Origin of the sequence: Intestinimonas massiliensis (ex Afouda et al. 2020), from assembly GCF_001244995.1 — a bacterium.
GTDB lineage: Bacteria > Bacillota > Clostridia > Oscillospirales > Oscillospiraceae > Intestinimonas > Intestinimonas massiliensis.
Map to the genome: position 1 here is coordinate 146,209 of NZ_LN869529.1, position 25,554 is coordinate 171,762.

30 protein-coding genes and 1 pseudogene are annotated in these 25,554 nt (G+C 62.6%); 17 read left to right on the forward strand and 14 right to left on the reverse strand.

Translation table 11 applies throughout. From position 1 onward, the window contains the following. Positions 1–99 precede the first annotated feature (99 nt). Positions 100–444: pseudogene (locus BN2154_RS16240) on the reverse strand (transposase); the annotation flags it as partial. 393 nt (positions 445–837) lie between these two features. On the opposite strand from BN2154_RS16240, the gene BN2154_RS04840 reads away from it, so the two are divergent. From BN2154_RS04840 to BN2154_RS04870, 7 genes are all read left to right on the forward strand, one after another. Beyond that, positions 838–1,758: a helix-turn-helix transcriptional regulator gene (locus BN2154_RS04840; protein ID WP_050617750.1), complete on the forward strand. Its 921-nt coding sequence runs from the start codon at positions 838–840 to the stop codon at positions 1,756–1,758. Beyond that, positions 1,758–2,216, forward strand: a complete 459-nt coding sequence (locus BN2154_RS04845) for an S-ribosylhomocysteine lyase (RefSeq protein WP_050619545.1) — start codon at positions 1,758–1,760, stop codon at positions 2,214–2,216. The genes BN2154_RS04840 and BN2154_RS04845 overlap by 1 nt, the downstream gene beginning before the upstream one ends. 67 nt (positions 2,217–2,283) lie before the next feature. Then, complete coding sequence (locus BN2154_RS04850; protein ID WP_050617751.1) at positions 2,284–2,724, forward strand: DUF3788 domain-containing protein; 441 nt, start codon at positions 2,284–2,286, stop codon at positions 2,722–2,724. A gap of 62 nt (positions 2,725–2,786) precedes the next feature. Then, a complete protein-coding gene (locus BN2154_RS04855) occupies positions 2,787–3,284 on the forward strand; it encodes a GyrI-like domain-containing protein (RefSeq protein ID WP_050617752.1) in 498 nt (165 codons plus the stop codon). Then, positions 3,262–3,900, forward strand: coding sequence for a GyrI-like domain-containing protein (locus BN2154_RS04860; RefSeq protein ID WP_050617753.1), 639 nt, complete (start codon positions 3,262–3,264; stop codon positions 3,898–3,900). The genes BN2154_RS04855 and BN2154_RS04860 overlap by 23 nt, the downstream gene beginning before the upstream one ends. Before the next feature lie 4 nt (positions 3,901–3,904). Further along, positions 3,905–4,738, forward strand: coding sequence for a formamidopyrimidine-DNA glycosylase (locus tag BN2154_RS04865; RefSeq protein WP_050617754.1), 834 nt, complete (start codon positions 3,905–3,907; stop codon positions 4,736–4,738). Between the two features lie 293 nt (positions 4,739–5,031). Then, positions 5,032–5,391, forward strand: coding sequence for an arsenate reductase family protein (locus BN2154_RS04870; protein WP_050617755.1), 360 nt, complete (start codon positions 5,032–5,034; stop codon positions 5,389–5,391). Here BN2154_RS04870 and BN2154_RS16430 read toward each other — a convergent pair. Further along, positions 5,388–5,519, reverse strand: a complete 132-nt coding sequence (locus BN2154_RS16430) for a hypothetical protein (protein WP_278320004.1) — start codon at positions 5,517–5,519, stop codon at positions 5,388–5,390. The two genes, BN2154_RS04870 and BN2154_RS16430, sit on opposite strands and share 4 nt — an antisense overlap. A 179-nt stretch (positions 5,520–5,698) precedes the next feature. Further along, positions 5,699–6,634: an alpha/beta hydrolase gene (locus BN2154_RS04875; RefSeq protein ID WP_050617756.1), complete on the reverse strand. Its 936-nt coding sequence runs from the start codon at positions 6,632–6,634 to the stop codon at positions 5,699–5,701. A gap of 204 nt (positions 6,635–6,838) precedes the next feature. Between BN2154_RS04875 and pepT the strand changes: the two genes are divergently transcribed. Together pepT and BN2154_RS04885 are read left to right on the forward strand one after the other, a co-directional pair. After that, complete coding sequence (gene pepT, locus BN2154_RS04880) at positions 6,839–8,053, forward strand: peptidase T (RefSeq protein ID WP_050617757.1); 1,215 nt, start codon at positions 6,839–6,841, stop codon at positions 8,051–8,053. A gap of 173 nt (positions 8,054–8,226) precedes the next feature. After that, the gene (locus tag BN2154_RS04885) at positions 8,227–9,321 is read left to right on the forward strand and encodes a putative NPN-dependent ornithine cyclodeaminase (protein ID WP_050617758.1); all 1,095 of its coding nucleotides are present in this window, start codon (positions 8,227–8,229) and stop codon (positions 9,319–9,321) included. Positions 9,322–9,369: 48 nt separating this feature from the next. Here BN2154_RS04885 and BN2154_RS04890 read toward each other — a convergent pair whose 3' ends face one another. Genes BN2154_RS04890 through BN2154_RS04895 form a run of 3 tightly spaced genes read right to left on the reverse strand, consistent with a single transcriptional unit; the run spans position 9,370 to position 10,428 of the window. Then, entirely contained in the window at positions 9,370–9,582 is a 213-nt protein-coding gene (locus BN2154_RS04890; protein WP_050617759.1) for a hypothetical protein, read from the reverse strand. A gap of 41 nt (positions 9,583–9,623) precedes the next feature. Then, the gene (locus BN2154_RS15720) at positions 9,624–9,770 is read right to left on the reverse strand and encodes a hypothetical protein (RefSeq protein WP_154666643.1); all 147 of its coding nucleotides are present in this window, start codon (positions 9,768–9,770) and stop codon (positions 9,624–9,626) included. 46 nt (positions 9,771–9,816) lie between these two features. Beyond that, the gene (locus tag BN2154_RS04895) at positions 9,817–10,428 is read right to left on the reverse strand and encodes a LysE/ArgO family amino acid transporter (RefSeq protein ID WP_050617760.1); all 612 of its coding nucleotides are present in this window, start codon (positions 10,426–10,428) and stop codon (positions 9,817–9,819) included. A 116-nt stretch (positions 10,429–10,544) separates the two neighbouring features. Between BN2154_RS04895 and BN2154_RS04900 the strand changes: the two genes are divergently transcribed. Both BN2154_RS04900 and BN2154_RS04905 read left to right on the forward strand, forming a co-directional pair. Next, positions 10,545–10,874, forward strand: a complete 330-nt coding sequence (locus tag BN2154_RS04900) for a winged helix-turn-helix transcriptional regulator (protein ID WP_094762367.1) — start codon at positions 10,545–10,547, stop codon at positions 10,872–10,874. Positions 10,875–10,980: 106 nt separating this feature from the next. After that, a complete protein-coding gene (locus BN2154_RS04905; protein ID WP_050617762.1) occupies positions 10,981–13,161 on the forward strand; it encodes a DNA topoisomerase III in 2,181 nt (726 codons plus the stop codon). 34 nt (positions 13,162–13,195) lie between these two features. Here the strand turns inward: BN2154_RS04905 and BN2154_RS04910 are convergent, their stop codons facing one another. Continuing rightward, on the reverse strand, positions 13,196–13,456 hold the full coding sequence (locus tag BN2154_RS04910) for a hypothetical protein (RefSeq protein ID WP_154666644.1): 261 nt from the start codon (positions 13,454–13,456) through the stop codon (positions 13,196–13,198). A gap of 134 nt (positions 13,457–13,590) precedes the next feature. Between BN2154_RS04910 and BN2154_RS04915 the strand changes: the two genes are divergently transcribed. Further along, positions 13,591–13,920: a helix-turn-helix domain-containing protein gene (locus tag BN2154_RS04915; protein ID WP_238073571.1), complete on the forward strand. Its 330-nt coding sequence runs from the start codon at positions 13,591–13,593 to the stop codon at positions 13,918–13,920. 63 nt (positions 13,921–13,983) lie between these two features. Here BN2154_RS04915 and BN2154_RS04920 read toward each other — a convergent pair whose 3' ends face one another. The 7 genes from BN2154_RS04920 to BN2154_RS04950 form a co-directional block, all read right to left on the reverse strand. Further along, positions 13,984–15,426, reverse strand: a complete 1,443-nt coding sequence (locus BN2154_RS04920) for a nicotinate phosphoribosyltransferase (protein ID WP_050617765.1) — start codon at positions 15,424–15,426, stop codon at positions 13,984–13,986. Positions 15,427–15,431: 5 nt separating this feature from the next. Next, positions 15,432–15,965, reverse strand: coding sequence for a cysteine hydrolase family protein (locus BN2154_RS04925; RefSeq protein ID WP_050617766.1), 534 nt, complete (start codon positions 15,963–15,965; stop codon positions 15,432–15,434). Positions 15,966–16,045: 80 nt separating this feature from the next. Further along, entirely contained in the window at positions 16,046–16,555 is a 510-nt protein-coding gene (locus BN2154_RS04930; RefSeq protein WP_050617767.1) for a GNAT family N-acetyltransferase, read from the reverse strand. Positions 16,556–16,730: 175 nt separating this feature from the next. Beyond that, positions 16,731–17,297 carry a 2-oxoacid:acceptor oxidoreductase family protein gene (locus tag BN2154_RS04935; protein WP_050617768.1) on the reverse strand — a complete coding sequence of 189 codons (567 nt, stop codon included), beginning with the start codon at positions 17,295–17,297 and terminating at the stop codon, positions 16,731–16,733. Between the two features lies 1 nt (position 17,298). Next, entirely contained in the window at positions 17,299–18,051 is a 753-nt protein-coding gene (locus tag BN2154_RS04940) for a thiamine pyrophosphate-dependent enzyme (protein WP_050617769.1), read from the reverse strand. 1 nt (position 18,052) lies between these two features. Continuing rightward, positions 18,053–19,105, reverse strand: coding sequence for a 3-methyl-2-oxobutanoate dehydrogenase subunit beta (locus tag BN2154_RS04945; RefSeq protein ID WP_242853697.1), 1,053 nt, complete (start codon positions 19,103–19,105; stop codon positions 18,053–18,055). A 33-nt stretch (positions 19,106–19,138) separates the two neighbouring features. Next, positions 19,139–19,336 carry a 4Fe-4S binding protein gene (locus BN2154_RS04950; RefSeq protein WP_050617771.1) on the reverse strand — a complete coding sequence of 66 codons (198 nt, stop codon included), beginning with the start codon at positions 19,334–19,336 and terminating at the stop codon, positions 19,139–19,141. Positions 19,337–19,537: 201 nt separating this feature from the next. Here BN2154_RS04950 and BN2154_RS04955 point away from each other — a divergent pair, with 201 nt between their 5' ends. From BN2154_RS04955 to BN2154_RS04975, 5 genes are all read left to right on the forward strand, one after another. Continuing rightward, entirely contained in the window at positions 19,538–20,377 is an 840-nt protein-coding gene (locus BN2154_RS04955; RefSeq protein ID WP_242853698.1) for an IclR family transcriptional regulator, read from the forward strand. Positions 20,378–20,639: 262 nt separating this feature from the next. Further along, positions 20,640–21,701 carry a butyrate kinase gene (buk, locus tag BN2154_RS04960; RefSeq protein ID WP_050617772.1) on the forward strand — a complete coding sequence of 354 codons (1,062 nt, stop codon included), beginning with the start codon at positions 20,640–20,642 and terminating at the stop codon, positions 21,699–21,701. Positions 21,702–21,797: 96 nt separating this feature from the next. Next, on the forward strand, positions 21,798–23,252 hold the full coding sequence (gene nhaC, locus BN2154_RS04965; protein WP_094762368.1) for a Na+/H+ antiporter NhaC: 1,455 nt from the start codon (positions 21,798–21,800) through the stop codon (positions 23,250–23,252). Further along, positions 23,246–24,145 carry a phosphate acyltransferase gene (locus BN2154_RS04970; protein WP_050617773.1) on the forward strand — a complete coding sequence of 300 codons (900 nt, stop codon included), beginning with the start codon at positions 23,246–23,248 and terminating at the stop codon, positions 24,143–24,145. Before nhaC ends, BN2154_RS04970 begins: the two co-directional genes overlap by 7 nt. A gap of 91 nt (positions 24,146–24,236) precedes the next feature. Further along, positions 24,237–25,535, forward strand: a complete 1,299-nt coding sequence (locus BN2154_RS04975) for an MFS transporter (protein WP_050617774.1) — start codon at positions 24,237–24,239, stop codon at positions 25,533–25,535. Positions 25,536–25,554 lie beyond the last annotated feature (19 nt).

Here is a 25,554-nt window from a genome sequence, read left to right on the forward strand (position 1 = left end):
TTTTCTGCGGTTTTATGCCCTAAATGCTCCTCCGTGTGAGGCAGTGCTCTTTGGCAACTACTGATTTTACATGGAGGATTTTATTATGTACAAACAATATTAAATATTTACTAACATGAGATAGGCGAGCAGGCGCAAAAGGGCGCGCTGAATCTTGCGGAGATTCAGCACCAGCACGGACATGGCAATCACATGGGCAGCGGTTTCCCGCAGCTTTGCGGTGACCAGCCCCAGGCCGCATTTGCGTTTCGCCAGGCTGAACCTGCGCTCCACTTCTACTCGTTCGCATTCGTCCCGGTAGTCCTGAGCCTTGTCTCTGGTCTCCCCCTTCTTGGGCTGTCCCAAAGCCGGGATATCCAGTTTTGCGCCAAACTCCGCTGGCCTGCCTGCCTTTCCCCGCACAATGGGACGGACAAAGGGCTGGCTCACACTGACGATTCGGTCAGCCGCACAGTGGGTGTGGTGATCATGAGGGTTTTTACATAAGCTGTCAATTTTTGCCTCTAAAATAACATAATCTGTCGAGACAAGCAGCGGCATGAGTGAGCGTTTCAAGAAGCTCAAAAGCAAACAGCTCCGGGCTTTTTGAAAAAGTTCTTAATTTTTTGTCCTTTTCTTGGCATAATGGGATGAGCTGGACCGCATCGTGCTGGAAAACGCGGACCGGTGCTGCCGGCTGTGCCACAGTACCGGCCCCAACCTGATCCGGAATGGCGAGGATTGGTTCTGCTCCGCCTGCGCGGCCCGCATCAAGGCCCTTTGAGCCCTTCTTTTCGTTGACTTTCTCCGCCGCCGCGGTTAGACTGGAGGCAGGACCGGGACAAGGGGGGAGAGGCCATGCAGTTATCCCGGCTGTTCGAGCTGGTTTACCTACTGCTGGACCGCAAGGGCATGACGGCGGACGAGCTGGCCGAGCACTTCGAAGTCTCGCGCCGCACCATCTACCGGGACGTGGACACCCTGGCCCAGGCGGGTATCCCCATCTACGCCGAGCGGGGCAAGGGAGGCGGCATCCGGCTCACCGAGCAGTTCGTCCTCAACAAGTCGGTGCTCTCCGCCGAGGAGCGCCGCAGCCTTCTGGCCGCCCTGCGGGGCATGGAGGCCGTGGGGCCCGGCGGCGCGGGGCCGGTGCTGGACAAGCTCTCCGCCCTCTTCGGCGGGGAGGAGGAGGACTGGCTCCAGGTGGACTTCTCCGCCTGGAGCCCCGACAGCCCGCTGACCGACCGCTTCCGGCGGCTCAGGGAGGCCATTTTCCGCCGGGAGGTCCTCACCTTCCGCTACAGCGGCGCGGCGGGCGGCACCGAGGTCCGTACCGCGGAGCCCATGAAGCTGGTCTTTCGGGGCAATGACTGGTACTTGCTGGCCTGGTGCCGCCGGCGGGAGGATTTCCGCTATTTCAAGCTCACCCGCATGGACGGTGTGGAGGCCCCCGGGGAGCGGTTCCGGCGCCGGGCCCTGCCGCCCCCGGCCACAGAGGACCGGGCGGACGGCTACGGCGGCAGCGCCGTGGACCTGGAGGCCCGCATCGCTCCGACCATGGCCTTCCGGGTGCGGGACGAGTTTCCCCCGGAGCGGCGGGAGGAGCTGCCGGACGGCGGCTTTCGGGTACGGCTGCGGCTGCCGGACAACGAGTGGATGTACGAATACCTGATGACCTACGGCGGGGCCCTGCGGGTCCTGTCTCCGGAGCGGGTCCGGCAGGAGCTGGCCCGCCGGCACTGGGCGGCCTGGGAAACCAACAAGGAGGAAGATGGATGATGGAACTCAAACCAATTGCCAGCTTTCAGGTGGACCACACCAAGCTCACCGAGGGGATGTATATCTCCCGGGTGGACGGGGACGTGGTGACCTATGATATCCGCATGGTGCGGCCCAACTGCGGGACCTATCTGGGCTATGGCGCGATCCACAGCTTTGAACACCTGTTCGCCACCTATGTACGCAGCGGCCCCCTGTCCGGGCAGGTCATCTACGCCGGCCCCATGGGCTGCCGGACCGGATTCTACTTTCTGGTGCGGGACATGGCTCCAGAGACGGCCATCCGCCTGGTGCGGGAGACCATGGCCTTTATCGCGGACTACCAGGGCCCCATCCCCGGGGCCACCGAGGCGGAGTGCGGCAACTACCGGGAGCAGGACCTGGAGGGAGCCCGGGCCGCCGCCCGGAAGATGCTCCCCATCCTGAAGGACTGGACGGTGGAAAAGCTGGCCTATTAAAAGAAATATGACATACAGATGTCCACTGCCGTCCTGTAAACTGTCCATCAAAGAGGAGGGACTTAAAATGGAGACCTGGAGTCAATTGGACCCGTCGGCCGCGCCCGACCTAGAGACCTGTGAGGCCTATGTGGATAATCCCTTTTGGGGAGAACTGCGGACCTATCTGGAGCGCGCCTATGATACCGCACCTGTATGGGAGTACAGCCGGTGTGTGCCCACGGGATGGAATATAAAATACCGCAAGGGCGGGCGGGGTTTGTGTACCCTGTATCCCATGCGGGGGTATTTTACTGCCCTGGTGGTGATCGGACGGCGGGAGCGGCCTGGGGCGGACCTGCTGCTGCCCATGCTGAGCGAGGGCACCCGGCGGCTTTGGCAGGACACCAGGGAGGGAATGGGCCAAAAGTGGCTGATGATCGACGTGGCAGACCGGGAGAGTCTGGAGGATGTAAAGCGCCTGATCGCCCTCCGGCGAGCCCCGGTGAGATATTGGAACAAAATATGACATACAGGTGTCCACTTTTACCCTGTAAGATGGTGTCATCAACCACAGGAGGGACAGACGGTATGGATATGAGCTATCAGATCGTGGAGCTGGAGGAAAAGACGGTGGTGGGCCTAACCGCCCGGATGCGCAACGACGACCCGGAGTGCGGCGCGGCCATCGGGGCGCTGTGGCGGCGGCTGTTTGAGGAGGGCATTTTCTTTGCCGTCCCGCACCCCGCCGACGACCACTCCATCGGGCTCTACGACGCCTACGAGACCGATATGACCGGCCCCTACGACGTGACCATCGGACGGGCGGTGACCGAGGCAGCGGAACGCCCGGCGGGCACGGCGGTCAAGACCATCCCCGCAGGACGGTACGCTGAGTTTGTGGTCCGGGGGGACGTCCAGAGGGCCGCGGGGGAGTTCTGGACGGAGGTCTGGAAGCTGCCGCTGGACCGGGCCTACACGGCGGATTTTGAGGAGTATTGGCCGGAGGCGGAGGGCGAGGAGCAGGAGATCCACGTCTTTCTGGCACTGAAGCAGGAGGGAGAACATGGCGGACAAGCGGGATTATAAAAAGGAGTACCGGGATCTCTACCAGCCGGGAAAGCGGCCCAGCCTGGTGGACGTGCCGCCCATCCCCATGTTTCTGGTGGATGGGGCGGGGGACCCCAGCGGGGCGGCGTACCAGGCGGCTATGAGCGCCCTCTACACCGTCACCTTCACCCTGAAAATGAGCAGGCTGGGCCCCTGGCAGCCGGAGGGATATTTCGACTACGTGCTGCCCCCGCTGGAGGGCTTTTGGTGGACGGAGGAGGGGGGGCACGATCTCCTCTCCGTGCCCAGATCCACCTGGCGGTGGACCTCGGCCCTGCGGGCCCCGGAATACGCCACGCCCCAGGTGCTTCACTGGGCGCTGGAGGAGTGCGCACGAAAAAAGCCCGGTGTGGACCTGTCCGGAGTACGGCTGGAGACGGTGACGGAGGGGCTGTGCGTCCAGTGCCTGCACGTGGGGCCCTATGACGCAGAGACCGCCGCCATGGAGCGGATGATGGCCTTTGCCGGGGAGCAGGGCCTGCGGCCCTCGGACGACCCGGCCCGCAGGCACCACGAGATCTACCTGGGGGACCCCAGAAGGGTCCCGCCGGAGAAGTGGCGGACCATACTGCGCCTGCCGGTAGAGAGGGGGTAACGCCATGCTGGAGCTGCCGGAGGCCCTGGTCCTTGCGGGGCAGATCAACGAAAGGGCCCGGGGCAGGCGGGTGGTCCGGGCGGAGGCGGGCGGCACACCCCACCGCTTCGCCTTCTTCCAGGGGGAGCCGGCCTGGTATCCCCGGCTTCTGGAGGGCCGCAGGCTGGAGGAGGCCCAGGCCTATGGCGGGCGGGTGGAGCTGAGGCTGGAGGACAGCCGTCTGGACCTCAGCGACGGGGTGAACCTGCGATGGCTGGCGCCGGGGGCCAGGCACCCGGACCGGCGCCAGCTCCTGCTGGAGCTGGACGATGGCGCCGCCCTGGTGGCCAGCGTCCAGATGTATGGGGCCCTGCTGGCCTTCCCGGCAGGGGCCATCGACGATAACTTCTATTACCGGGTGGCTCGGGAGAAGCCCTCTCCGCTGTCGGGGGACTTTGACGAGAGCTACTTCGGCGGGCTGTGGGCACAGGCCAGGCCCGGTCTGTCCGCCAAGGCGTTTTTGGCCGCCGAGCAGCGTATCCCCGGCCTGGGGAACGGCTGCCTCCAGGATATTTTGTTCCGGGCGGGCGTCCACCCTAAGCGCAGACTGGAGACCCTGAGGGAGACCGAGCGGACCAGGCTGTTCCACTCAGTGAAGGACACCCTCCGGGAGATGGCGGACCAGGGGGGAAGGGACACCGAAAAGGACCTGATGGGCCAGAGCGGTGGCTATCAGACCTACCTGTCCGCCAAGACCTGGAGGGGGGCTTGCCCCTTCTGTGGAGGAGCGATTATCCGCCAGGCCTATCTGGGGGGCAACGTCTACTTCTGTATCCGCTGCCAGCCGCTCGAGGGGTAAGGATGGTCAAAGAGGCCCACCGCAATGCGGCGGGCCTCAGCGTGTCGAAAAAGCCTCGGCTAAAAGCAAAGACAGCTTTTGCAGCACGTTCATCTCATCCTTTCCAGGTCATAATGTCATTATACCGCCCGTTCCTGAAACCAGTCTGAAAGACTGAGCGGGCAAATCGGAATAGTCTGTGCTTCTGTGGCCAGACGAATCCTATCTCCCGGCAAATAATCCAAAAGGAAACGGAAGGTGTTCCGCTTCAGACGGTTTCCGCTACATGATAGAAGACGAAAGGAGAATGACAGATGCTGTTGGTATGGTATCCCAAATGCTCCACCTGCCAGAAGGCGAAGGCCTGGCTGGACGGGCGGGGCGTCGGCTGTGGCACCCGTGACATCAAGCTGGAGCATCCCGGCGAGGACGAGCTGCGGAAGTGGCACGCGAAAAGCGGCCTGCCCCTCAAGCGGTTTTTCAACACCAGCGGACTGAAATACAAGGAGCTCTCCCTGAAGGACCGGCTCCCCGACCTGACGGAGGATGAGCAGTATGCCCTGCTGGCCGCCGACGGGATGCTGGTCAAGCGGCCCATCCTGGTGGGGGAGGACTTTGTGCTGGTGGGCTTCCGGGAGAAAGAGTGGGCACAGCAGCTGGGCTTCAGCGACTAGGATGCACGCCAGGAGTGCGCCGACGGCCTGGAGGCGGAGGTGGCCGCCGGGTCCGATGAGGCGTACTTCCCGTTGGGCCGCTGCTGCGCCGGGCCGGTCCTGGACCGGGTGCGGGCCAATCTGCGCATGTGGGCTATGAGCCCGCCGTCACCGTGACCATGACCCCGCCAAAAGACGACGGGGGCTGTTAGGATTTCAGCCAGAACGACTTCGACCGCCCGGACGCCAAGATGATGCCCTGCGTCTCCAACGGACCGGAGTTGAGCAAAAAGCCCCGCAGGCCGTATGGCCTGCGGGGCTGCTGCGTTCAGGGCAGATGCTCCTCCAGCCAGGCCAGCACGTCGGCGTACACCTCGTCCCGGTTGATCTCATTGAGCATCTCATGCCGTCCGCCGGGGTAGAGCTTCATGCGCAGATCCCTGGTCCCGGCCTTTTGGAAAAAGCCGTACACCTTTTGGACACCCCTGCCGTTGGAGCCCACCGGGTCCCGGTCTCCTGAGAAGAGATAGACCGGAGTGGAGGGGTCCATCTTCCGCAGGTTTTCCGGGCGGGCAATGTATTGCAGGGCCTCCATCATGTCGTGAAACATGCCCACCGTGGGGACGAAGCGGCACATGGGGTCGGCGGCATAGGCGTCCACCACCGCAGTGTCCCGGCTGATCCAGTCCACCGTGGTGCGGTTGGGCCGGAAGTGGAGGTTGTAGCCCCCCAGGGAGAGGGCGGTGAGGAGCCTGCTGACGTACCGGGGGCCCTTGTGCCGGGCGTAGAAGGTGGACAGCAGCCGGCCCACCTCCACCAGGAGCGCCGGTTCCTGTCCGGTGCCGGAAAGGAGGCAGCCGTCCACGGTGCCGGGAAAGTCGATGAGGTAGAGCCGGACGGCAAAGGAGCCCATGGAGTGACCCAACAGGAAATAGGGCAGGCCGGGAAAACGCTCTCCGGCCGCCGTGCGGAGGGAGCGGATGTCGTTGCGGATGTGCCGCCAGCCGTCCTGGTCGGCGAAATAGCCGTATTCCTCCCGGCCCGAGGCGGTCTTGCCGTGTCCCAGGTGGTCGTGCCCCACCACGGCGAAGCCGTGGTCCGTCAGAAACCGAGCAAAGGAGGAATAGCGCCCGATGTATTCCGAGATGCCGTGGACCAGTTGGACCACTCCGCGGGGCGAGCCGCTTTCGGGAAGCCACTCCATGGCGTGGACCCGGTGGACCCCGTCGCTGGAGGGAAAGGTAAATTCTCGGCAAGAGGCCATAGCATTGCAGCTCCTTTTGTGATAAAATAACCATATTGCAGTTGGCTTGCCCGGCTTCCGGCGGCGGCGCGAGGATCACGCAAGACGCTGCATGCACGGCAAATGAAGGTATGTTCCCAGTTTATCTTTCCCGCCGAAGGCCGTCAATAGACATTTGCGGCACGTTGGGAAAAAACGGTGACTCCACAGAAAGGAACGGAACGTATGACAGTTGTGGAACGTTTTTTGAAGTATGTGAGCTTTGACACCCAGTCGGACGAGGACTCCATGACCGTGCCCAGCAGCGCCAAGCAGAAGGTGCTGGGGGCGGAATTGGCCGCCGAGCTGTCCCAGATGGGCCTCCACGGGGCCAGGATGGACGAGTACGGCTATGTTTACGGATGGCTTCCCGCCACCGCCGGGTGCGAGGGAGTGCCCTGCCTGGGCCTGATCGCCCACATGGATACCTCGCCCGACGCGCCGGGCGCCCACGTGCAGGCCCGCATTGTCCGCTATGAGGGGGGTGTGCTGGTTCAGAACGCCGAGCAGGGCATCTCCATGAGCCCCGAGGAGTACGAGAGCCTGCGCAGCTATGCGGGGCAGGATCTGATCGTCACCGACGGCACCACCCTGCTGGGGGCGGACGACAAGGCCGGGGTGGCCGAGATTTTCACCGCCCTGGAGTACCTGACCGCCCACCCGGAGCTGCCCCATGGCCGCATCGCCGTATGCATCACCCCTGATGAGGAGGTGGGCCGGGGGTCCGACCACTTCGACGTGGAGGGCTTTGGGGCCGCCGCGGCCTACACCGTGGACGGCGGTGAGCTGGGCGAGCTGGAGTACGAGAACTTCAACGCCGCCTCCGCCACGGTTACGGTCCACGGTCTCAACATCCACCCCGGCTCGGCCAAGAACAAGATGAAGAACGCCGCCCTGATGGCCGTGGAGCTGGTGAACATGCTGCCGCCGGCGGAGACTCCCGCCCACACCGAGGGGTACGAGGGCTTCTATCACCTCAACCACATGGAGGGCAACGAGACCCAGGCCCGGCTCTCCTTCATCATCCGGGACCACGACCGGGCTGGCTTTGAGCGGCGGAAGGAGCGCATGGGGCTTATCTGCTCCTACCTCAACGGCAAGTATGGCCCCAACACCTTCCAGTTGGAGGTGAAGGACTCTTATTATAATATGCGGCAGGCCGTGGAGCCCCATATGTACCTGATCCACCGGGCCCGGGCCGCCTTTGAGAAGGCGGGAGTGGCGGCCCGGGAGGTGCCCATCCGGGGCGGCACCGACGGAGCCCGTCTGAGCTACATGGGCCTGCCCTGTCCCAACCTGTCCACCGGCGGGGTCAACTTCCACGGGGTCCACGAGTACATCCCGGTTCGGTCCCTGGAAAAGATGGTGGAGGTGCTGGTCAACCTGGTGACCCAGTCGTAGCGAAGGAACACGCAGGCGCAGGGGGCGCTCCGAAAGGAGCGCCCCCTGCCGTTTTCCGCCGGAAGGAGCGCCTGAATTCCAAAACGGTATGAGGCCATGCAAAAATCGTATCTCAAAGCGCCGTATTTTATGCTATGCTATAAGAGCAGAGAAAACAGCAGGAGGAGATGGCCATGAGCTTTACGCTGCCCGCCTATCGTGCCCCGGATTTTACCGCGCTGGGGCTGGAGGACGCCCCTGAGGTCCAACTGGTCCCCGTGGAGCGGGACGGCGTGGCCCCGGCGGGGTACCACGCCACCACCCTGTTTCCCGAGTATTTCCGCCTGAACGGCCGCTGGGTGCTGGCCGAGGAGAGCCGCATGGACTGCGTGGCCGTGTGCCGGGCGGGTGCGGTGTCCATCGTGGAGTTTCGCGGCCTGAAGCGGGGCGACATGGTGGCGGTGGGCCGTACCGAGGACGGCGGGGAGGGCATCTACGTCCACACCGCTGGCTTTGAAGAGAAGGGTGACGGGGACGGCGAGTCCTTCTCCTTCCGGCAGGGCCGGTCCCGGGAGACCGCCTATTCCATGGACTACGACTCCATCTACGAGCTTCTGCGGCACGAGCGGGACCATGGGAATATCGTCTGGGTGCTGGGCCCGGCCTGCTCCTTCGACGCCGACGCCCGCTCCGCCTTTGCCGCCCTGGTGCGGGAGGGCTTTGTGGACGGGCTTCTGGCGGGCAACGCCCTGGCCACCCACGATCTGGAGGCGGGCTATCTGGGCACTGCCCTGGGGCAGGACATCTACACCCAGCGCAGCGTGCCCAACGGTCACTACCACCACATCGACACCATCAACGCCGTCCGGTCCCTGGGATCCATCCCTGCCTTCGTGGAGTCCGGCGCGGTGAAGGATGGTATCCTCTGTGAGTGCGTCCGGCGCCGGGTCCCCTTTGTGCTGGTGGGCTCGGTACGGGACGACGGGCCTCTGCCCGAGGTCTACGGCAACGTCTACGAGGGACAGGACGCCATGCGCGCCCTGGTGCGGAAGGCCACCACCATCATCTGCATGGCTTCCACCCTCCACACCGTGGCCACCGGCAACATGACCCCCTGCTACCGGGTGGTGGACGGAGCGGTGCGCCCCCTATACTTCTATTCGGTGGATATCTCCGAGTTCGCCGTCAATAAGCTCAGGGACCGGGGCAGTCTCAGCGTGCGGACCATCGTCACCAACGTGCAGGACTTTATCGTCAACGTCCGCAAAGGGGTCTGCGGACCGGCGTGACACACAGGCAGGGCGCGGAGCGGTGAAGCTCCGCGCCCTGCTCGTTTGCTATTTTTTGCGAAATCGCCGTTTCAGCCGATTCCAGAAGGTGTCCAGCTCGTAGCCCTTGGAGGCCCGGAAAGCCCGCTCGGCCTCCTCGGCCTGCTTGAGGGCGGCCTTCTCGTCCCGGCCAAGTCCACCGCCGGCAGACTCTGATAGACTGGCAGTGTTTCGGCTCCCGGGGCCGAAGGTACGGGAACTGCTCCACCAATTGCTTGCCATAACGCACCGTCCTATCTCCAGAATTTTTTCTCGAGCCGGTACTACAAGGTGTCTGGCTCGTAGCCCCTGGAGGCCCGGAAAGCCCCCTCGGCCCGCTTGAGGGCGGCCTTCTCGTCCCGGCCCAGGGGCACAGCTTCCGCCTCTTTTGCCGCCAACGTAACATTGAGGTCCAAGCGACTGCCAGACATGAGAATCCCTCCTTCTGCCATACAAACGATCCAGCGGCGGAAAAGCTTACAGGACCATCTGAAAAAAGCGCAGGATCAGCCGGGCCCCATAGACCAGGATGACCAGGCCGCAGACCACGTTGATGCCCCGGAGGACCTTGTCGCTGAACCGGGCGGAGAAGCAGGAGATAAGGATGGTCACGCCGAAGAACCACAGGAAGGAGGCGGAGGAGGAGCCCAGAATGAGCTGGGCGCTCACCCCGCCGGAATTGCCCGCCCGGAAGCCGCCGAAGAGCATGGTGCCGTCGATGAGGGCCTGGGGATTGCACCAGGTGACCACACAGGCTCTGGCCGCCACCTTGGGCAGGGTCAGGGCGGCCTCTCCTCCGGCGTGGAGGACGGGCTTTTCCCGCAGCAGCCCCACGCCAATCCACATCACCACGGCTCCGCCGGCCAGCAGCACGATGCGCTGGAGCCAGGCGAAGTGCTCCATCAGGGCCCCCACGCCGAAGAAACAGGCCAGAGCCAGCGTGACGTCAAAAAAGACGACGATCAGGGCGGTCAGCAGGGCCCGCCGCCGGGGCTGGGTCAGGGCGGCGTTGATGACAAACAGATTCTGCATTCCAATGGGGGCCACGTAGGCCAGACCGATGGTCAGGCCCTGCAAAAAGGGGGGCATGGCGATTCCTCCTGAAAAAGACTTTCCTTTTGAATTGCTACCTGGTATGATAATAGCACTACTGGGGGAAAAAACAAGAACGCAGAATTTCCGTACCAGGTAAGGAGGAACTGACCATGGAGCGGCCCGGACATGAGAATTGTCCCTGCATGGAGACCTGTCCCCTGAACCGGGCCCTAGGCCTCATCGGCGGAAAGTGGAAAATGCAGATCCTGTGCGCGCTGTCCAACAACGGCCCAACCCGCTACAATCGGCTGAAAAAGACGTTGGACAGGGTGTCCAACACGGTGCTGGCCAACGCACTGCGGGAGCTGGAGGAGGACGGCCTGGTGCTCCGGCGGGAGTATCTGGAGGTGCCGGTGCGGGTGGAGTACGAGATCACCGCGCCCGGCCGCGCCCTTGTCCCCATCCTGGACCGGCTGGGGGACTGGAGCATGGGCCTGTGATTTACAGGGCCTTCAGATCGGCGGCGGTCGCTTTGCGTATCGTGGCTTACTCGTCCTTTCCCGTTCCGTATAGAGGAACCACCCAAAGATAGCAAGGAGTATCGATATGGCAAAAACGCTGGTATTGGCGGAAAAACCCTCGGTGGGCAAGGAGATCGCCCGGGTACTGGGCTGCCGGCGCGCCCTGGACGGCGGCCTGGAGGGGGAGCGGTATGTGGTCACCTGGGCCCTGGGTCACCTGGTGGAGCTGGCGCCTCCGGAGGACTACGACAAGACCTGGACCAAGTGGGACCTGCTGACCCTGCCCATGCTGCCGGAGCAGATGAAAACTGTGGTCATCAGGGAGTCCAGCCGCCAGTTTCGGGCGGTCCAGGCCCTGATGCGCCGGGGAGACGTGTCCGAGCTGGTCATCGCCACCGACTCCGGCCGGGAGGGGGAGCTGGTGGCCCGATGGATCATGGAGAAGGCGGGCTGGAAAAAGCCCGCCAAACGGCTGTGGATCTCCTCCCAGACCGACAAGGCCATCCGCGAGGGCTTCCAGAACCTGCGCCCCGCTCAGGCATACGACGACCTGTACCACTCTGCCCGGGCCCGCAGCGAGGCCGACTGGCTGGTGGGCCTCAACGTCACCCGGGCCCTCACCTGCAAGTACGGGGCTCAGCTCTCCGCCGGACGGGTCCAGACCCCGACCCTGGCCCTCATTGTGGACCGGGAGGAGGAAATCCGCCGGTTCGTGCCTAAGGAGTTTTACACCCTCCAGGTCAAGTGCCAGGGCTTTTCCGCAATCTGGCGGGACAAAAACGGCCAGGCCCGTACCTTCGACCGGGCCCAGGCGGAGCGGCTGGCCGCCGCCCTTGGAGGCAAGACCGGGGTGCTCACCGAGGTCAGACGCACCTACCGACAGACCCCGCCGCCCGCAGCCTACGACCTCACCGAGCTCCAGCGGGATGCCAACAAGAAATACGCTTACTCCGCCAAGGAGACCCTCTCCCTGATGCAGTCCCTCTACGAGCGGCACAAGCTGCTGACCTATCCCCGCACCGACTCCCGGTATATTTCCGACGACGTGACAGCCACCCTGCCCGAGCGGCTCAAGAGCGTCATGGTGGACGAGTACCGGGACCTGGCCCGGGCCATCCTCATGAAGCGGCCCCTCCAGACCCGGTTTTTGGTCAACAACGCCAAGGTCACCGACCACCACGCCATCATTCCCACCGAGGAGCAGCCCGACCTGTACCGGCTTACCGGGCCGGAGCGGAACATCTATGATCTGGTGGTGCGGCGGTTTCTGGCGGTGCTGCTGCCCCCCTGCGAGTACGAGGAGACCAAGCTCACCCTTACCGTGGACGGCCAGACCTTCACCGCCCGGGGCAAGATCAGGAAGGAGCCGGGCTGGCGGCAGGCGTACAGCCGCTTTACGCTGGAGGAGGACGAGGAGACCGACGAGGACGAGCGGGAGCAGAGCCTGCCCGCCATCCGGCAGGGAGACCGGGTGCAGATTCTCAGCGCCCGGGTCAATACCGGCAGGACCTCGCCCCCCAAACGGTATACCGAGGCCACCCTTCTCACCGCCATGGAGCATCCCCAGGTCCAGGTACAGGACCGGGAGCAGTCTAAAATCTTGGAGGAGACCGGCGGTCTGGGTACCCCCGCCACCCGGGCGGATATCATCGAGAAGCTCTTCTCCGCCTTCTACGTGGAGCGGCGGGGCAAGGAGCTGGTCCCCACCTCCAAAGGGCGGCAGGTGGTGGAGTTGGCCCCGTCCGACCTGCGCTCGGCGGCGCTGACCGCCCAATGGGAGGCGCGGCTGGGGGATATCGCCCGGGGCCGGGAGCAGGAGCAGCGGTTCGTGGGGGAGATGCGGCGGTACGCCGCCCGGCTGGTGAGCGAGGTGAAGGCCAGCGACGCCGTCTACCGGCACGACAACGTGACCCGGGAGAAGTGCCCGGACTGCGGCAAGTTTTTGCTGGCCGTCCAGGGCAAGCGGGGCAAGCTGCTGGTCTGCCCCGACCGGGAATGCGGCTACCGCCGGAGCGTCACCCAGACCACCAACGCCCGCTGCCCCAACTGCCACAAGAAGATGGAGCTGCGGGGCGAGGGGGAGAGCCAGTTCTTTGCCTGCGTGTGCGGCTACCGGGAGAAGCTCTCCGACTTCAAGAAGCGGCGGGAGACCGGCGCGGCGGGCAAACGGGACGTGCAGCGGTATCTGGCCGGCCAGCAGGAGGAAAAGGGCACTTCCGCCATGGCCGAGCAGCTCAAAAAGTGGCTGGAACAAAACCAGAAATAAAAGAAGGAGGCCGGTTTTCCGGTCTCCTTCCTGCTTATCTTTCCGCTCGGTCCGCGGCCAGCGCCGCCGCCAGCGCCTGCTTGGCGGAGGCGAGGTCCGGGGGCAGCGGAGCCTCTCCCAGAAGGTAGCATATGGCGTCGGCATACTGCTCCAGGGGAAACCGTCCGTCCGGGATGTCCAGGACGGCCCGCGCCTGCTGCGCGGGGAAAGAGCGGTAATGCAGGTCAGACAGGTAGGCGCAGCCCAGCAGCTCCACCAGATAGTCCAGCAGCTCCATGGACTTTGATCCCTCCATCCAGCGTTAACATGTCTCCATTGAGCAAAGGCAGTATACCATGGGCGAGGAGGAAAAACAATACTAATTGATTTAATTCAAGTTGACGGTATCTGTAATACGGTGGGTATCCCCGATAGAATAATACTTGGGTGATGGGAATGAAAGTGGACTACGCCGCAATCGGACACCGGGTCAAGGACAGACGGCGCGCCCTGCACAGGACGCAGGAATGGCTGGCGGAACAGATTCATGTGTCTGTGGGCTACATCAGTCAGATCGAACGGGGCGTGACCCGGGTGAATCTGGATACTCTGGCCGAAATCGCGGACTGCCTGGACTGTGGCCTGGAGGAACTGGTGACGGGGGTGTCGTCCGGAAGCGAAAACTATCTCAAAGGCGAGCTGTCCAGGACGCTGGAACGGATGAATGCCAAGCAGCGGAGCATGCTGCTGGAAATGGCGGAGCTGATCCTGAATTTTTAAGCGGCAGAAATCCAAAGGGGACCGGGTGCACACTGCGCCCGGTCCCCTTTCCCTGGGGCTGCGTCAGCCACGCTTTTCCAGCAGCTTCTGCTTGATGTCCCAGAGCTTCTGGCTCAGGTCCACGTAATAGTTGTGGGGGTTCTCGAACCGCTTTACCTCGTCCCACAGCAGGTCCACCTGTCCGGCGCACCAGGAGCGCATCTCCTCAATGGTGGGCTGCTGGTAAACCAGCTTGCCCTGCCGGAAGATGGGCACCAGCAGCTCACGGGCGGTGAAATCGCTGAAGGTCTTGCGTTTCCAGGTGGCCTCCGGGTCAAAGAGCTCCAGGGGCTTGGTGCAGTCGATGACCTCGTCGTGAACGCAGATCAGGTCGGCAAAGGCTTTGCCCGTCTCGTTTTCAAAAAGGCGGTAGACCTTCTTGAAGTGGGGATTGGTGATCTTGGCGGGATTTTCGCTGATCTTGATCTTGGGGATGATGGCTCCGTCCGTATCCTCAATGGCGGAGAGCTTATACACCCCTCCGAACACCGGCTCGGACTTGGAGGTGATGAGCCGCTCACCCACGCCGAAGGAGTCGATCTGGGCTCCCTGGAGCAGCAGGTCCCGGATGATATACTCGTCCAGCGAGTTGGAGGCCACGATTTTGCACTGGGGGAGCCCGGCGGCGTCCAGCATCTTGCGTGCCTTCCGGGACAGATAGGTCAGGTCGCCGGAATCCAGCCGGATGGCGCAGTTGGTGATGCCCTGGGGCAGCAGCACTTCCTGAAACGCCCGAATGGCGTTGGGCACCCCGGACTTGAGCACGTTGTAGGTGTCCACCAGCAGGGTGGCGGAGTGGGGGTAGAGCTGGCAGTAGGTCTTGAAGGCGGTGTATTCGTCGGGGAACATCTGCACCCAGGAGTGGGCCATGGTGCCGCCGGCGGGGGAGCCGTACACCCGGTCGGCCAGGGTACAGGCGGTGCCGGCGCAGCCGGCGATGTAGGAGGCGCGGGCCCCCAGCACGGCGGCGTCCGCCCCCTGCGCCCGGCGGGAGCCAAACTCGGATACGGGACGGCCCTGGGCCGCCCGGACGATGCGGTTGGATTTGGTGGCGATGAGGGACTGATGGTTCAGGATGAGCAGCACATAGGTCTCGATGAACTGGGCCTGGACGGCCGGGGCGCGGACGGTCATGAAGGGCTCGCCGGGGAAGATGGGCGTGCCCTCAGGCACCGCCCAGATGTCGCCGGTGAACCGGAAGTGGCGCAGATAGTCCAGGAACCCCTCGTCAAAGCCGCCCTTGCTGCGCAGGTAGTCCAGGTCGTCCTCGCTGAAGTGGAGCTTTTGGATGTAGTCGATGACCTGCTCCAGACCGGCGGCGATGGCAAAGCCGCCCCCATCGGGCACGTCCCGGAAAAAGACGTCAAAATAGCAGATGCGCTTGTCCAGGCCGGTCTGGAAATAGCCGTTGCCCATGGTGAGCTCGTAGAAGTCGCAGAGCATGGTGTAATTTTCGGTGTGATTCATGTCGGTTACCTCTCTCTTCCCGTGACCGTGACCTGAAGGGTTTCCAGCAGGTCCAGGGCTTTTTTATGGAGCGCCGGATCGGGCCCTCCGGTGCAGCGGGCGTCCACCGAGACCTCCGCCTCCGGCAGGGCGGCCTTCACCACCACGGCGTTGGACAGCACGCAGATGTAGGACACCAGCCCGCACAGCTCCACAGCGCCGTAGTCCCGGCCGGACAGCCACTCCCCCAGATCCAGGGAGGGAAAGGCCGGCTTTTCAAACACCGGGTCGCCGCTTTGGAGGAGCCCGGCCGTCCGGCCGTAGAGCCTCCAGCCGGGCTCGCCCTTAATGCAGTGGGGCACCGGGAGCTTTTTCCCTTCCTGGGTCCCGGCGTAGCCGGGGCCGTGGGTGTCCAGGGTAAAGGCCACGTCGTCCCCCGCCGCCCGGTAGGCGGCGATCTTTTCCGCGATGGGCTCGTCCAGCGCCTCCGCGCCGGGGAAGCCCAGCGCCCCGTCCACAAAGTCCTTTTGGTAGTCCACCACGATAAGCAGCCGCTTCATAGTGTCACCTCTCGGTCAAAATTGAATACATTATATGCGGTTTAGGAAAAAAATGCAAGGCCAAAGTGTCAAGACAGGTGTCACAGCAGTTTTTCGAAGGCGGGAAAGGGCAGGCTCCGGCCGGGGAGATGGATCTCACCCCGCTGGACAAAGCCCCGCTTGCGGAAGAGCGCCTGCATTTTGCGGTTTTTACAGTAGGTGTCGGCGTGAAAGACCGGGATACCCCGGGCCCGGGCCCAGTCCTCGGCGTATGTCAGCAGGGCGGAGGCCACGCCGCCGCGCTCGAGCGCCGGGTCCACCGCCACCCGGTGGACGACCAGGGCAGGGCCCTCCACGGCCCAGGGCACCCCGGCATAGGCGGTCTCCGGCTCGTCGGTGATGCAGGCGCAGCCCAGCACCTGCCCTTGAGCGGAGACGGCCGCTGCCAGCCGGCCCCGCCGGAGGTCCTCTTCGTAGTCGGCCCGGGTGGGGTAATCCTCCCCCCACTGCTCGCTGCCCTCTTCCCGCATTTTTTGCACCGCCCGCCGGACCAGCGCCCAGACGGCGTCCAGGTCCCCGGGCGCGGCGGGGCGCACGATGATCTCTTCCATGGATTCACCTCAAACGGAGATACTGTCAGAGAGAAGTATACGCTAAAACCGGGAAAAAGGAAAGAGCGAATACAAAAAGGGCGCTTGCAGCCGCAAGCGCCCTTTTTGTGTGGCATAGTGGGAGAAACGAATGGGGGAAGGATGGGAAAAAGAGCTGGGAAATGGCGTGTGATGCTCAGCGCACGCAGGAGGCGGCCGCCACCGCCTCTACGGCGTTGTAGCCTGCGTCAAAGGCCTTGGCGTTGGCCTCGTTGAACTTGGACTTGCCCTTTTTGGCAAACATGTGGTTCATAGCGGTCACGGCGGCGTCGTGGGTGAAGTCGCCCATCAGCTTGACGATGGCGCCGGTCATGACGATGTTGGCCCCCTTGGGGTTGCCCAGGCCGGTGGCGATCTCGGTGCAGTTGACCTTGACGTAGGTCACGTCCTGACGGGCTCCCTCGGGCAGCTCCACGGTGTCCCCGATCAGCACGGTGCCGCCGGGGGCCACGATGGGCAGAAACTTGAGCAGGGACGGCTCGTTCATGGCCAGCAGCAGATCGGGCGCCTCCTGAGAGGGGTTGTAAATGTAATTTTCCGCGCAGTATTTCACGGTGCAGTTGGCCGTGCCGCCCCGCATGGCGGAGCCGTAGGAGGGGACCCAGGTGACGTTGATGCCCTCGCTGGCGGCGATGTCGGAAATGATCAGGCCCGAGGTCAGTACGCCTTGGCCGCCGGAACCGGCAAATACGATCTCCTTCATCTTACTGGTTCTCCCCTCTCTTCTTGAATTCGCCGATGGGATAATAGGGAATGAGCTCCTTCTCGATGCGCTCCATGGCCTTCACCGGGCTGAGGCCCCAGTTGATGGGGCAGGGGGACAGGACCTCCACAATGGAGTAGCCCTCGTGGTTCATCTGGGCCTGGAGGGCATTTTTGATGTAGCCCTTGAGCTTGTTGATGTTGGCAGGGGTGGTGACGGTGCCCCGGGCGGCGTAGGCCGCGTTGGGAAACTCCCGGGCCACCATCTCGGGGAACCGGATGGGGTAGCCGGTGACCGCGCAGTCGCGGCCGTGGACCGAGGTGGCGGTCTTCTGGCCTTCCATAGTGGTCAGACTCATCTGGCCGCCCGTCATGCCGAAGTTGGTGTTGTTGACCACGATGACGGTGATGTTCTCACCGCGGTAGGCGGCGTTGAAGGTTTCGGCGATGCCGATGTTGTAGGCGTCGCCGTCGCCCTGATAGGAGACCACCAGCACGTCGGGGTTGACCCGCTTCATGCCGGTGGCTACGGCGCCGGCGCGGCCGTGGCAGCAGTGCAGACGGTCGCACTCCAGGCCGGCTCCCAGGTTGGAGGAGCAGCCCACGCCGATGGGGAAGATGATGTTATCCATCTGGTCCAGCTCCTCCAGCGCCTCCATGATGAGGCGGCTGATGATGCCGTGGCCGCAGCCGGGGCAGAAGTCCATCGGCTTGTCGACCAGGGCGGGGACCTTCTTTTCGCGGGTAGCAGCCATATCAGTAGACCTCCTTTACTTCGCCGTTCTTGACCTTGAAATAGTCCTCCTTGATCCGGCGGATGGGAGGGGTGTTGTAGACGTAGGTCAGGGCGTAGGCCGGGATGTTCCGGTCCTTGTGGGTCTTTTTAATGGCCAGGGCGGCGTCGTCGATCATCTGGCCCGTGGCGTTCTCCTCCACGGTGATGATGCCCTTCACGTTGGGATTGATGCGGGCGAAGGCCTTCTCGGGATAGGGCCAGGCGGTGATGGGACGAATGAGGCCCACCTTCTCGCCGGCGGCGCGCAGCTCCCGCACCGCGCCCAGGGTGGCCCGGCCGGGCACGCCATAGGCCACGAACACGTAGTCGGCATCCTCAATGGACTCCTCCTGCCAGCGCTGCTCATTCTCCTGGATGGCGGCGTACTTCTCCCGCAGCTCCACGGCCTCTTTCATCGAGTCGCGCTCGAAAATGCCGATCTTCTTGTAAGTATAGTGGCCGTTCAGAGCCCAGGGTGTGCGCTTGGTCTCCACGAAGTCGGGCAGGGTCACCGGCTCCATCATCTGGCCCAGGGTGCCCTCGCCCATCATCACGACCACGATGCGGTATTTCTCCGCAAGCTCATAGGCGGGCAGCATCAGGTCCACATACTCCTGGATGGAGGAGGGGCACAGCACGATGCAGCGGTAGTCGCCCTGACCGCCGCCGCGGGTCTCGCGGTTGTAGTCGCACTGGGAGGTAAACAGGGTGCCCAAGCCGTTGCCGTAGCGCACCTGGGTGATGACCACGGCGGACAGGCCCTCGTCGCACAGGGTGGAGATGCCCTCCTGCTTCAGAGAGATGCCCGGGCCGGACGAGGCGGTCAGCGCCCGCACGCCGCAGGCGGCCGCGCCGATGACCATATTGATGCCGGCCAGCTCGCTCTCCGCCTGGACAAAGGCGCCGCCCACTTCCTCCATGCGCCAGGACAGATACTCCATGATCTCGCTGGAGGGGGTGATGGGATAACCGGCGTAGAAACGTGCGCCGGCGCGTACCGCGGCTTCCGCGATGGCCTCATTGCCTTTCATCATTTCTGCCATAATGAATCGTCACGCTCCTTTCCGTTAACCTAGTACATGAAATACGCCGTCGGGGCAGGTGGTATAGCAGATCCCGCAGGCGATGCATTTCTCATCGTCGATCTGTACGGGATAATAGCCGTTGGCGTTGAGATGGTCCGACTTGCGGATGGCGTCCTTGGGGCAGTGGTGGATGCACAGTCCGCACTCCTTGCACCGCTCCCGATTGACTTCGACCTTCATTCAGTTCCCTCCGATCCATGATGTTCTGTTGAGTAGAACGTTGTTCCGATGAAAAAAGCATACACCCAGGTCGAGCGGAATGTCAAGTCCCCCCAAGAAAAAAATTTTTGTTTCATCTGGCGGAACATCTTGACAGGGGTCTTTCCCAGTGAGTAAAATGAACGAGAGAGAACGCTGTTTCTAACGAAAGAAACCAAAATTATGAACGACGGCTGGCGCCGCCCCACGCCGGAGGGCGTGGGGGAGCCGGACGCTTGGAAAGGGGGAACCATCATGGCATCGGATGTGATCCAGTCGGTGGACCGGGCACTTGAGGTCCTGATCTATCTCTACTACGAGGGCAAGGAGACCAGTATCACGAAAATTGCCAACGACATGGGCGTGTATAAGAGCACGGTATTCCGCACGCTGGCCACCCTGGAGGCCCGGGGCTTTGTCAAAAAGAACCCGGAAACCGAAAAGTACTGGCTGGGGAGCCGTCTGTTTACTTTGGGCAAGGCGGTGGAGAACAAGATGGGGCTGCAGGAGATCATTCGGCCCTATGCCCGCAAGCTCTACGAGGCCTATCATGAGGTGGTCAATGTCTCCATCCTGGAGCGCAACCCCGGCGACGTGTACCGCAGCGTCATCATTCTGAAGGAGGAGAGCCCCAGCCAGGTGCTCACGGTCAACCCGCCCGTGGGCTCCAGCAGCGAGTGCCACTGCTCCTCCGTGGGCAAGTGCCTGCTGGCCTTCGGGTCAAAGATTGACCTGAGCGTCTATGAGAATGTGAGTCTGACCGCCCATACCGCCCACACCATTACCTCTGCCGACGCGCTGCGGGCTGAGCTGGCCAAAATCCGCTCCGACGGATATGCTGTGGACCGGGAGGAGCTGGAGATGGGGCTGACGTGCATCGGTGCGCCCATCCTGGATCGGAGCGGCGTGGCTCTGGCGGCCATCTCCCTGTCCGGCCCCACCAGCCGCATGCTGGCCGGCGACCTGGACGAGCGGGTGGAGGCCGTGCGGCGGATTGCGCGGGAGATTTCCAATAACTTCTAGTTTGGCGGAAAAAACCTTTGACACCCGCTTTTTGTTCCGCCACATGGAATAGAAGGATTATTGTACGGAACAGCGGTCGGTATTTTGTACAAAAAGCGAAGTTGACATTTGGACGGCGAGTGTGCTATGCTCCAACCGTACCAAAAAGATGGGGAGGAATTATCTGCAGTTCCTCCCCGATTCGCGGGACACATAGCAGAACGAGGTTCCGAACAATAGAACAATATACCCCCAAGCAGCGAGAAAGCGAGGCGTATCGCACATGAAAATCTTGGTCATCAACCCGGGGGGGACCTCCACCAAGATTGCAGTATTTGAAGACGAAAAGGAACTGTTCAAGGAGAATATCACCCACACCGGGGAGGATCTGAAGGGATTTCCCCATGTATTTGATCAGTTTGGCTACCGGAAGGACATCATCCTGGAGACGCTGAAGAAGGCGGGCTTTGAGATCCGTACCTTTGCCGCGGTGGCGGGGCGGGGCGGCCTGATGAACCCCATCCCCGGCGGCACCTATACGGTAAACAGCCGGATGGTGGAGGACCTGCGCGGCGCGATCCATGGCGAACACCCCTCCAATCTGGGAGCGGTGCTAGCCAAGGAGATCGGCGACGAGATCGGCGCCTCTTCCTTTGTGGTGGACCCGGTATCGGTGGATGAACTGATGCCCAAGGCCCGCATCTCCGGCATCTCCGATCTGGAGCGGCCCAGTTGGTTCCACGCCCTGAACCACAAGGCGGTGGCCCGGTGGGCGGCGGAGCGCATCGGCAAGAAATATGAGGACTGTAACCTCATCATCGCCCATCTGGGGTCGGGCAACTCCATCGTGGCCCACAGAAAGGGTCGGATGGTGGACGGCAGCGGCGGCCGGACCAACGGTCCATTCTCCCCCGAGCGCAGCGGCGGACTGCCCACCTATCCGCTGGTGGAGCTTTGCTACTCCGGCAAGTACACCCATGAACAGATGGTCGCCAAGCTGAGCAGCGTGGGCGGCATGTACGATTACCTGGGCACCAAGGACGCCCAGGAGGTGGAGCGCCGGATGGAAGCCGGCGACGAAAAGGCCCGGCTGGTCTATGAGGCGTTCGTCTACTCCGTGGCCAAGGAGATCTGCTCCTACGCCGCCGCCTTTGACGGGCCGGTGGACCGTATCGTCCTTACCGGCGGCATCGCCCACGCCAAGTACGTGGTGGACGAGGTCTCCCGCATGACGGCCTTCCTGGCCCCCATGGAAGTGGTGGCCGGTGAGTTCGAGATGGAGGCCTTGGCTCTGGGCGCCCTCCGGGTCCTCCGGGGCGAGGAAGAGCCCCAAATTTACGCGTGACCGAGCTACGGCGCTTTCCCCGGCATATTCGTCGCACGCATTCGGAAAAATGTGTGTGGGTAAGGAAGGGTAACACCGAGAAAGAAGGCGACTTTTTTGTCAGAAGCCGTGAACGAGAAGCGGGAGCCCAGTACTGGCATGTCTTTTGCCGTGTTCGGCATCTCGATTGCGATCATCCTCCTAGGCGTCGTAGTCCTGGGATTTGACATCCACATCATCCTGCTCGTCGCGCTGGCCTTTGCCTGCCTGGTATCCGCCACGCTGGGCTACCAGTTTGACGATCTGGTGGAGTGCATGAAGAAGCCCCTGGGACAGGCGATGTCGGCCATGATCATCTTCATTTTCATCGGCATCATCATCGCGTCCTGGATTTTCTCCGGTACGGTGCCCGCGCTGATCTACTACGGGCTCCACTATATTACACCGAAGTTCTTCCTGCCGGTGGGCCTGCTGCTGTGCAGCCTGACGTCCATGTCCATCGGTACTTCCTGGGGGACCATGGGTACCATGGGCCTGGCCATGATGGGCATTGGCGCCGGCATGGGCATCCCGCCCGCCGTCACGGCCGGCATGGTCATCTCGGGCTCCTTCTTCGGGGACAAGATGTCTCCCATCTCCGATACCACCAACCTGGCCCCCGCCTCAGCAGGCACAACCCTCTACAAGCATATCGGGGCCATGTGGAAGACCACGCTGCCCGCCTATCTCATTACCTTTGGCTGCTTTACCGTACTGGGCTTCTTCTACCAGGGCGGCCAGGTGGACCACGCTACCATTGATCTGTTTATTGACACCATCGGCGCCAATTTCCGCATTACCCCGCTGCTTCTTCTGCCCATGGTGGTACTGCTGGTGCTGAACATGCGGAAATTCCCTGCCATCCCCGGTATGGCCATCGGCAGCCTGCTGGCGGTTATCCTGGCGGTAGCGGTCCAGGGATTTCCGGTGGGCCAGGTGGTGGCCGGCCTCAATTATGGCTATGTCACTCCCACCGGCGTGGACCTGGTGGATCAGCTCCTGCTGCGGGGCGGTATCCAGAACATGATGTATACCTTCTCCCTCTCCTGCATCGCCATCTCCTTCGGCGGCGTCATGGAGCACGTTGGGTATCTGAAAAAAATCGTAGCCGTGGTCATCAGCCGTGTGAAGTACGACTTCCTGATGGTTCCGGTGGTCATCCTCAGTACGACTCTGGGTACCCTCACGATGGGCGAGGTCTACCTCTCCATCGTGGTCAACGGGAGCCTTTACCGCCAGGCTTTCCAGGAGCGGAAGCTGCGCCCGGAGATGCTCTCCCGGCTTTTGGAGGAGGGCGGCACCCTGACCCAGGTGTTCATTCCCTGGTCCACCAGCGGCGTGTTCATCGCCGCCACTTTGGGCGTGAGCACGGCGGAATACTGGAAATTTGCGTTCCTGAACTACATCAATCCGCTGCTGTCCATCGTTTTGTGCCTGTTCGGCTACGGCGTCCTGCGGGTCGGCCAGGCCGGTTGGCGGGAGAAGAGGGGCGGCATTCACCACACTTCCACGGAGGAATCAGAAAAATGCTGAAAGATTTTGACGAGGTCATTGAAAAAGTACGCTCCATCGAGCCTTTTACCGTCAGCGTGGCCGCCGCCGCGGACAAGGAGCTGCTCCAGGCGGTGAAAGCCGCCGCAGACCTGGGCTTTGTTCGTCCGGTGCTGGTGGGCGACGCAAAGGCCGTGGGCGATATCTGCGCCGACATTGGCCTTCGGCCCCTGGACATCCTGCCCGCTCAGGGGGAGGATGAGGCCGTGGACGTGGCGGTCCGGGCCGTGAAGGACGGCGGAGCCCAGGTGTTAATGAAGGGGCTGGTGAACACCAGCATCTACATGCGGGGCATCCTCAATAAGGAACACGGCCTGCGCACCGGACGGCTGCTGTCCATGATGGCGGTTTACGAGGCGCCGGGCTACCACAAGCTGGTCTACTGCTCCGACAGCGGCATCAACGTGGCCCCCACCTTTGAGCAGAAAAAGGATATTCTGAAAAACATCCTGATCGCCACCCGCGCCATCGGACTGGAGAACCCCAAGGTGGCGGCCCTTACCGCCAACGAGATGGTAGATCCCAAGATCCAGTCCACCGTGGATGCCGCCGGACTGGTGGAATACGCCAGGAGCGGTGAGCTGGGACTGCCCTGCGTCATCGAAGGCCCCATCGCCTTCGACGTGGCGTTCGATCCCCACGCCGCCGCCCACAAGAAGATCGACAGCAAGATCACCGGAGAGACCGATATCGTCATCTTCCCCAACATGGAAGCGGGCAATATCATGGGCAAGTCCTGGATTCACCTGTGCAAGTGCCGCTGGGCGGGTATCGTCCTGGGCGCGACCAACCCGGTGATTTTGGGCTCCCGGGCCGACACTCCGGAGATCAAACTCAACTCCATCGCTCTGGCCTGCCTGGCCGCGCGGAGCTGAGCAGACGTTTGTGCTCTATGACCCGGCACCTGAGAGAGGGGCGTCGGGCCGGAATATCACCAACGCAAAGTAAAGAAAGGGAGGAATACCCGTGAGTGAACAAGCCAAACGCAAAACGACCCTGTCCATCAAGCAGCTCCTCATCATCTTTTTCCTCGGTTTGGGCTACACCGTCGTCTACGCGACCCCCTTCATCCAGTATGTCTTTTATGACTCCCTGGTAGAGGCCCTCCAGTGTACCAATCAGCAACTGGGCTACCTCATCACCATTTTTGGCATCGGCAACCTGCTGGCTCCCATCGGCGGCGCCCTCAGCGACAAGTTCAATACCAAGAGAATTTACATCATCTCCATGCTGGCCATCTGTGTGCTCAACGTGCTGTTTGCGCTGAACATGAACTACAGCTTCTCCCTGGTGATCTGGGGCGGCTTCGCCATTGCCGGACTGTTCCTCTACTTCCCCGCCCACACCAAGCTGACCCGCCTGGTGGGCAACGAGGAGCAGCAGGGCACCATCTTCGGCTTTACCGAGTCCTTCTGCGGCATCACCAACGTCATCGTCAACTTCATCGCCCTGGGCCTGTTTGCCTACTTCTCCAACAAGTACTTCGGCGTGGCCGGACTGAAGGCCGCCATCATCGGCTATGCCGTGCTGGGCGTCATCGCCGTCATCTTCCTGGCCATCTTGGTGCCCGACCCCGGCAAGAGCACTTCCACCGGCGAGGAGAACGCCATCAACGCCAAGATGGGCGTGAAGGACTGGATCAGCATCGTCACCAATCCCCGCACTTGGCTGTCCGGCATCGCCGTGTTCGCTACCTACACCATGTACTGCACCCTGTCCTATTACACCCCCTACTTCAGCAACGTGCTGGGCGTGTCCGTGGTCTTTACCGGCGGCCTGTCCATCTTCCGCCAGTATGGCACCCGTTTCATCGGCGCTCCCGTGGGCGGCTGGCTGGGCGACAAGATCAAGTCGGTCTCCACGGTGGTGGGCGTCTCTCTGGCCGTGGCCGTGATTATGGTCATCGCCTTCATGCTCATGCCTGCCGGTTCCAACGCCAACATCCTCATCGTCCTCACTCTGGCCGCCGGTATCCTGACCTATATGGCCCGCGGCTCTATGTTCGCCATCCCCTCTGAGCTGAAGATCCCCAGAAAGTATGCGGGCACCACCTCCGGCGTGGTCTGCGCCATCGGCTACTGCCCCGACCTGTTCATCTTCGTGCTCTACGGCTACTGGCTGGACAACTTTGGCAACGACGGCTACCGCAACATCTTCATTTATGCCGCCGTGGTCATGGCCATCGGCGTCGTCAACGCTATTGTTACTCAGATTTACAAGAAAAAGGTCCTCGCCAAAGAGGCGGCGGCCGAGCATGCGGAGTAAGAGTGTCCGCAGCGTGATT

Coding starts and splice junctions, on each gene's coding strand:
- BN2154_RS04935 (WP_050617768.1), bottom strand. CDS start 17,297: ATGAAGGAGATCGTATTTGCCGGTTCCGGCGGCCAAGGCGTACTGACC.
- BN2154_RS04970 (WP_050617773.1), top strand. CDS start 23,246: ATGCTGAAAGATTTTGACGAGGTCATTGAAAAAGTACGCTCCATCGAG.
- BN2154_RS04945 (WP_242853697.1), bottom strand. CDS start 19,105: ATGATGAAAGGCAATGAGGCCATCGCGGAAGCCGCGGTACGCGCCGGC.
- BN2154_RS04855 (WP_050617752.1), top strand. CDS start 2,787: ATGGATATGAGCTATCAGATCGTGGAGCTGGAGGAAAAGACGGTGGTG.
- BN2154_RS04890 (WP_050617759.1), bottom strand. CDS start 9,582: ATGGCAAGCAATTGGTGGAGCAGTTCCCGTACCTTCGGCCCCGGGAGC.
- BN2154_RS04905 (WP_050617762.1), top strand. CDS start 10,981: ATGGCAAAAACGCTGGTATTGGCGGAAAAACCCTCGGTGGGCAAGGAG.
- BN2154_RS04930 (WP_050617767.1), bottom strand. CDS start 16,555: ATGGAAGAGATCATCGTGCGCCCCGCCGCGCCCGGGGACCTGGACGCC.
- BN2154_RS04875 (WP_050617756.1), bottom strand. CDS start 6,634: ATGGCCTCTTGCCGAGAATTTACCTTTCCCTCCAGCGACGGGGTCCAC.
- BN2154_RS04925 (WP_050617766.1), bottom strand. CDS start 15,965: ATGAAGCGGCTGCTTATCGTGGTGGACTACCAAAAGGACTTTGTGGAC.
- BN2154_RS04915 (WP_238073571.1), top strand. CDS start 13,591: ATGGGAATGAAAGTGGACTACGCCGCAATCGGACACCGGGTCAAGGAC.
- buk (WP_050617772.1), top strand. CDS start 20,640: ATGAAAATCTTGGTCATCAACCCGGGGGGGACCTCCACCAAGATTGCA.
- BN2154_RS04955 (WP_242853698.1), top strand. CDS start 19,538: ATGAACGACGGCTGGCGCCGCCCCACGCCGGAGGGCGTGGGGGAGCCG.
- BN2154_RS04845 (WP_050619545.1), top strand. CDS start 1,758: ATGGAACTCAAACCAATTGCCAGCTTTCAGGTGGACCACACCAAGCTC.
- BN2154_RS04840 (WP_050617750.1), top strand. CDS start 838: ATGCAGTTATCCCGGCTGTTCGAGCTGGTTTACCTACTGCTGGACCGC.
- BN2154_RS04920 (WP_050617765.1), bottom strand. CDS start 15,426: ATGAATCACACCGAAAATTACACCATGCTCTGCGACTTCTACGAGCTC.
- BN2154_RS04870 (WP_050617755.1), top strand. CDS start 5,032: ATGCTGTTGGTATGGTATCCCAAATGCTCCACCTGCCAGAAGGCGAAG.
- BN2154_RS04895 (WP_050617760.1), bottom strand. CDS start 10,428: ATGCCCCCCTTTTTGCAGGGCCTGACCATCGGTCTGGCCTACGTGGCC.
- BN2154_RS04850 (WP_050617751.1), top strand. CDS start 2,284: ATGGAGACCTGGAGTCAATTGGACCCGTCGGCCGCGCCCGACCTAGAG.
- BN2154_RS16430 (WP_278320004.1), bottom strand. CDS start 5,519: ATGCGCAGATTGGCCCGCACCCGGTCCAGGACCGGCCCGGCGCAGCAG.
- BN2154_RS04900 (WP_094762367.1), top strand. CDS start 10,545: ATGGAGCGGCCCGGACATGAGAATTGTCCCTGCATGGAGACCTGTCCC.
- BN2154_RS15720 (WP_154666643.1), bottom strand. CDS start 9,770: ATGTCTGGCAGTCGCTTGGACCTCAATGTTACGTTGGCGGCAAAAGAG.
- BN2154_RS04940 (WP_050617769.1), bottom strand. CDS start 18,051: ATGGCTGCTACCCGCGAAAAGAAGGTCCCCGCCCTGGTCGACAAGCCG.
- BN2154_RS04860 (WP_050617753.1), top strand. CDS start 3,262: ATGGCGGACAAGCGGGATTATAAAAAGGAGTACCGGGATCTCTACCAG.
- pepT (WP_050617757.1), top strand. CDS start 6,839: ATGACAGTTGTGGAACGTTTTTTGAAGTATGTGAGCTTTGACACCCAG.
- BN2154_RS04885 (WP_050617758.1), top strand. CDS start 8,227: ATGAGCTTTACGCTGCCCGCCTATCGTGCCCCGGATTTTACCGCGCTG.
- BN2154_RS04950 (WP_050617771.1), bottom strand. CDS start 19,336: ATGAAGGTCGAAGTCAATCGGGAGCGGTGCAAGGAGTGCGGACTGTGC.
- BN2154_RS04865 (WP_050617754.1), top strand. CDS start 3,905: ATGCTGGAGCTGCCGGAGGCCCTGGTCCTTGCGGGGCAGATCAACGAA.
- BN2154_RS04910 (WP_154666644.1), bottom strand. CDS start 13,456: ATGGAGGGATCAAAGTCCATGGAGCTGCTGGACTATCTGGTGGAGCTG.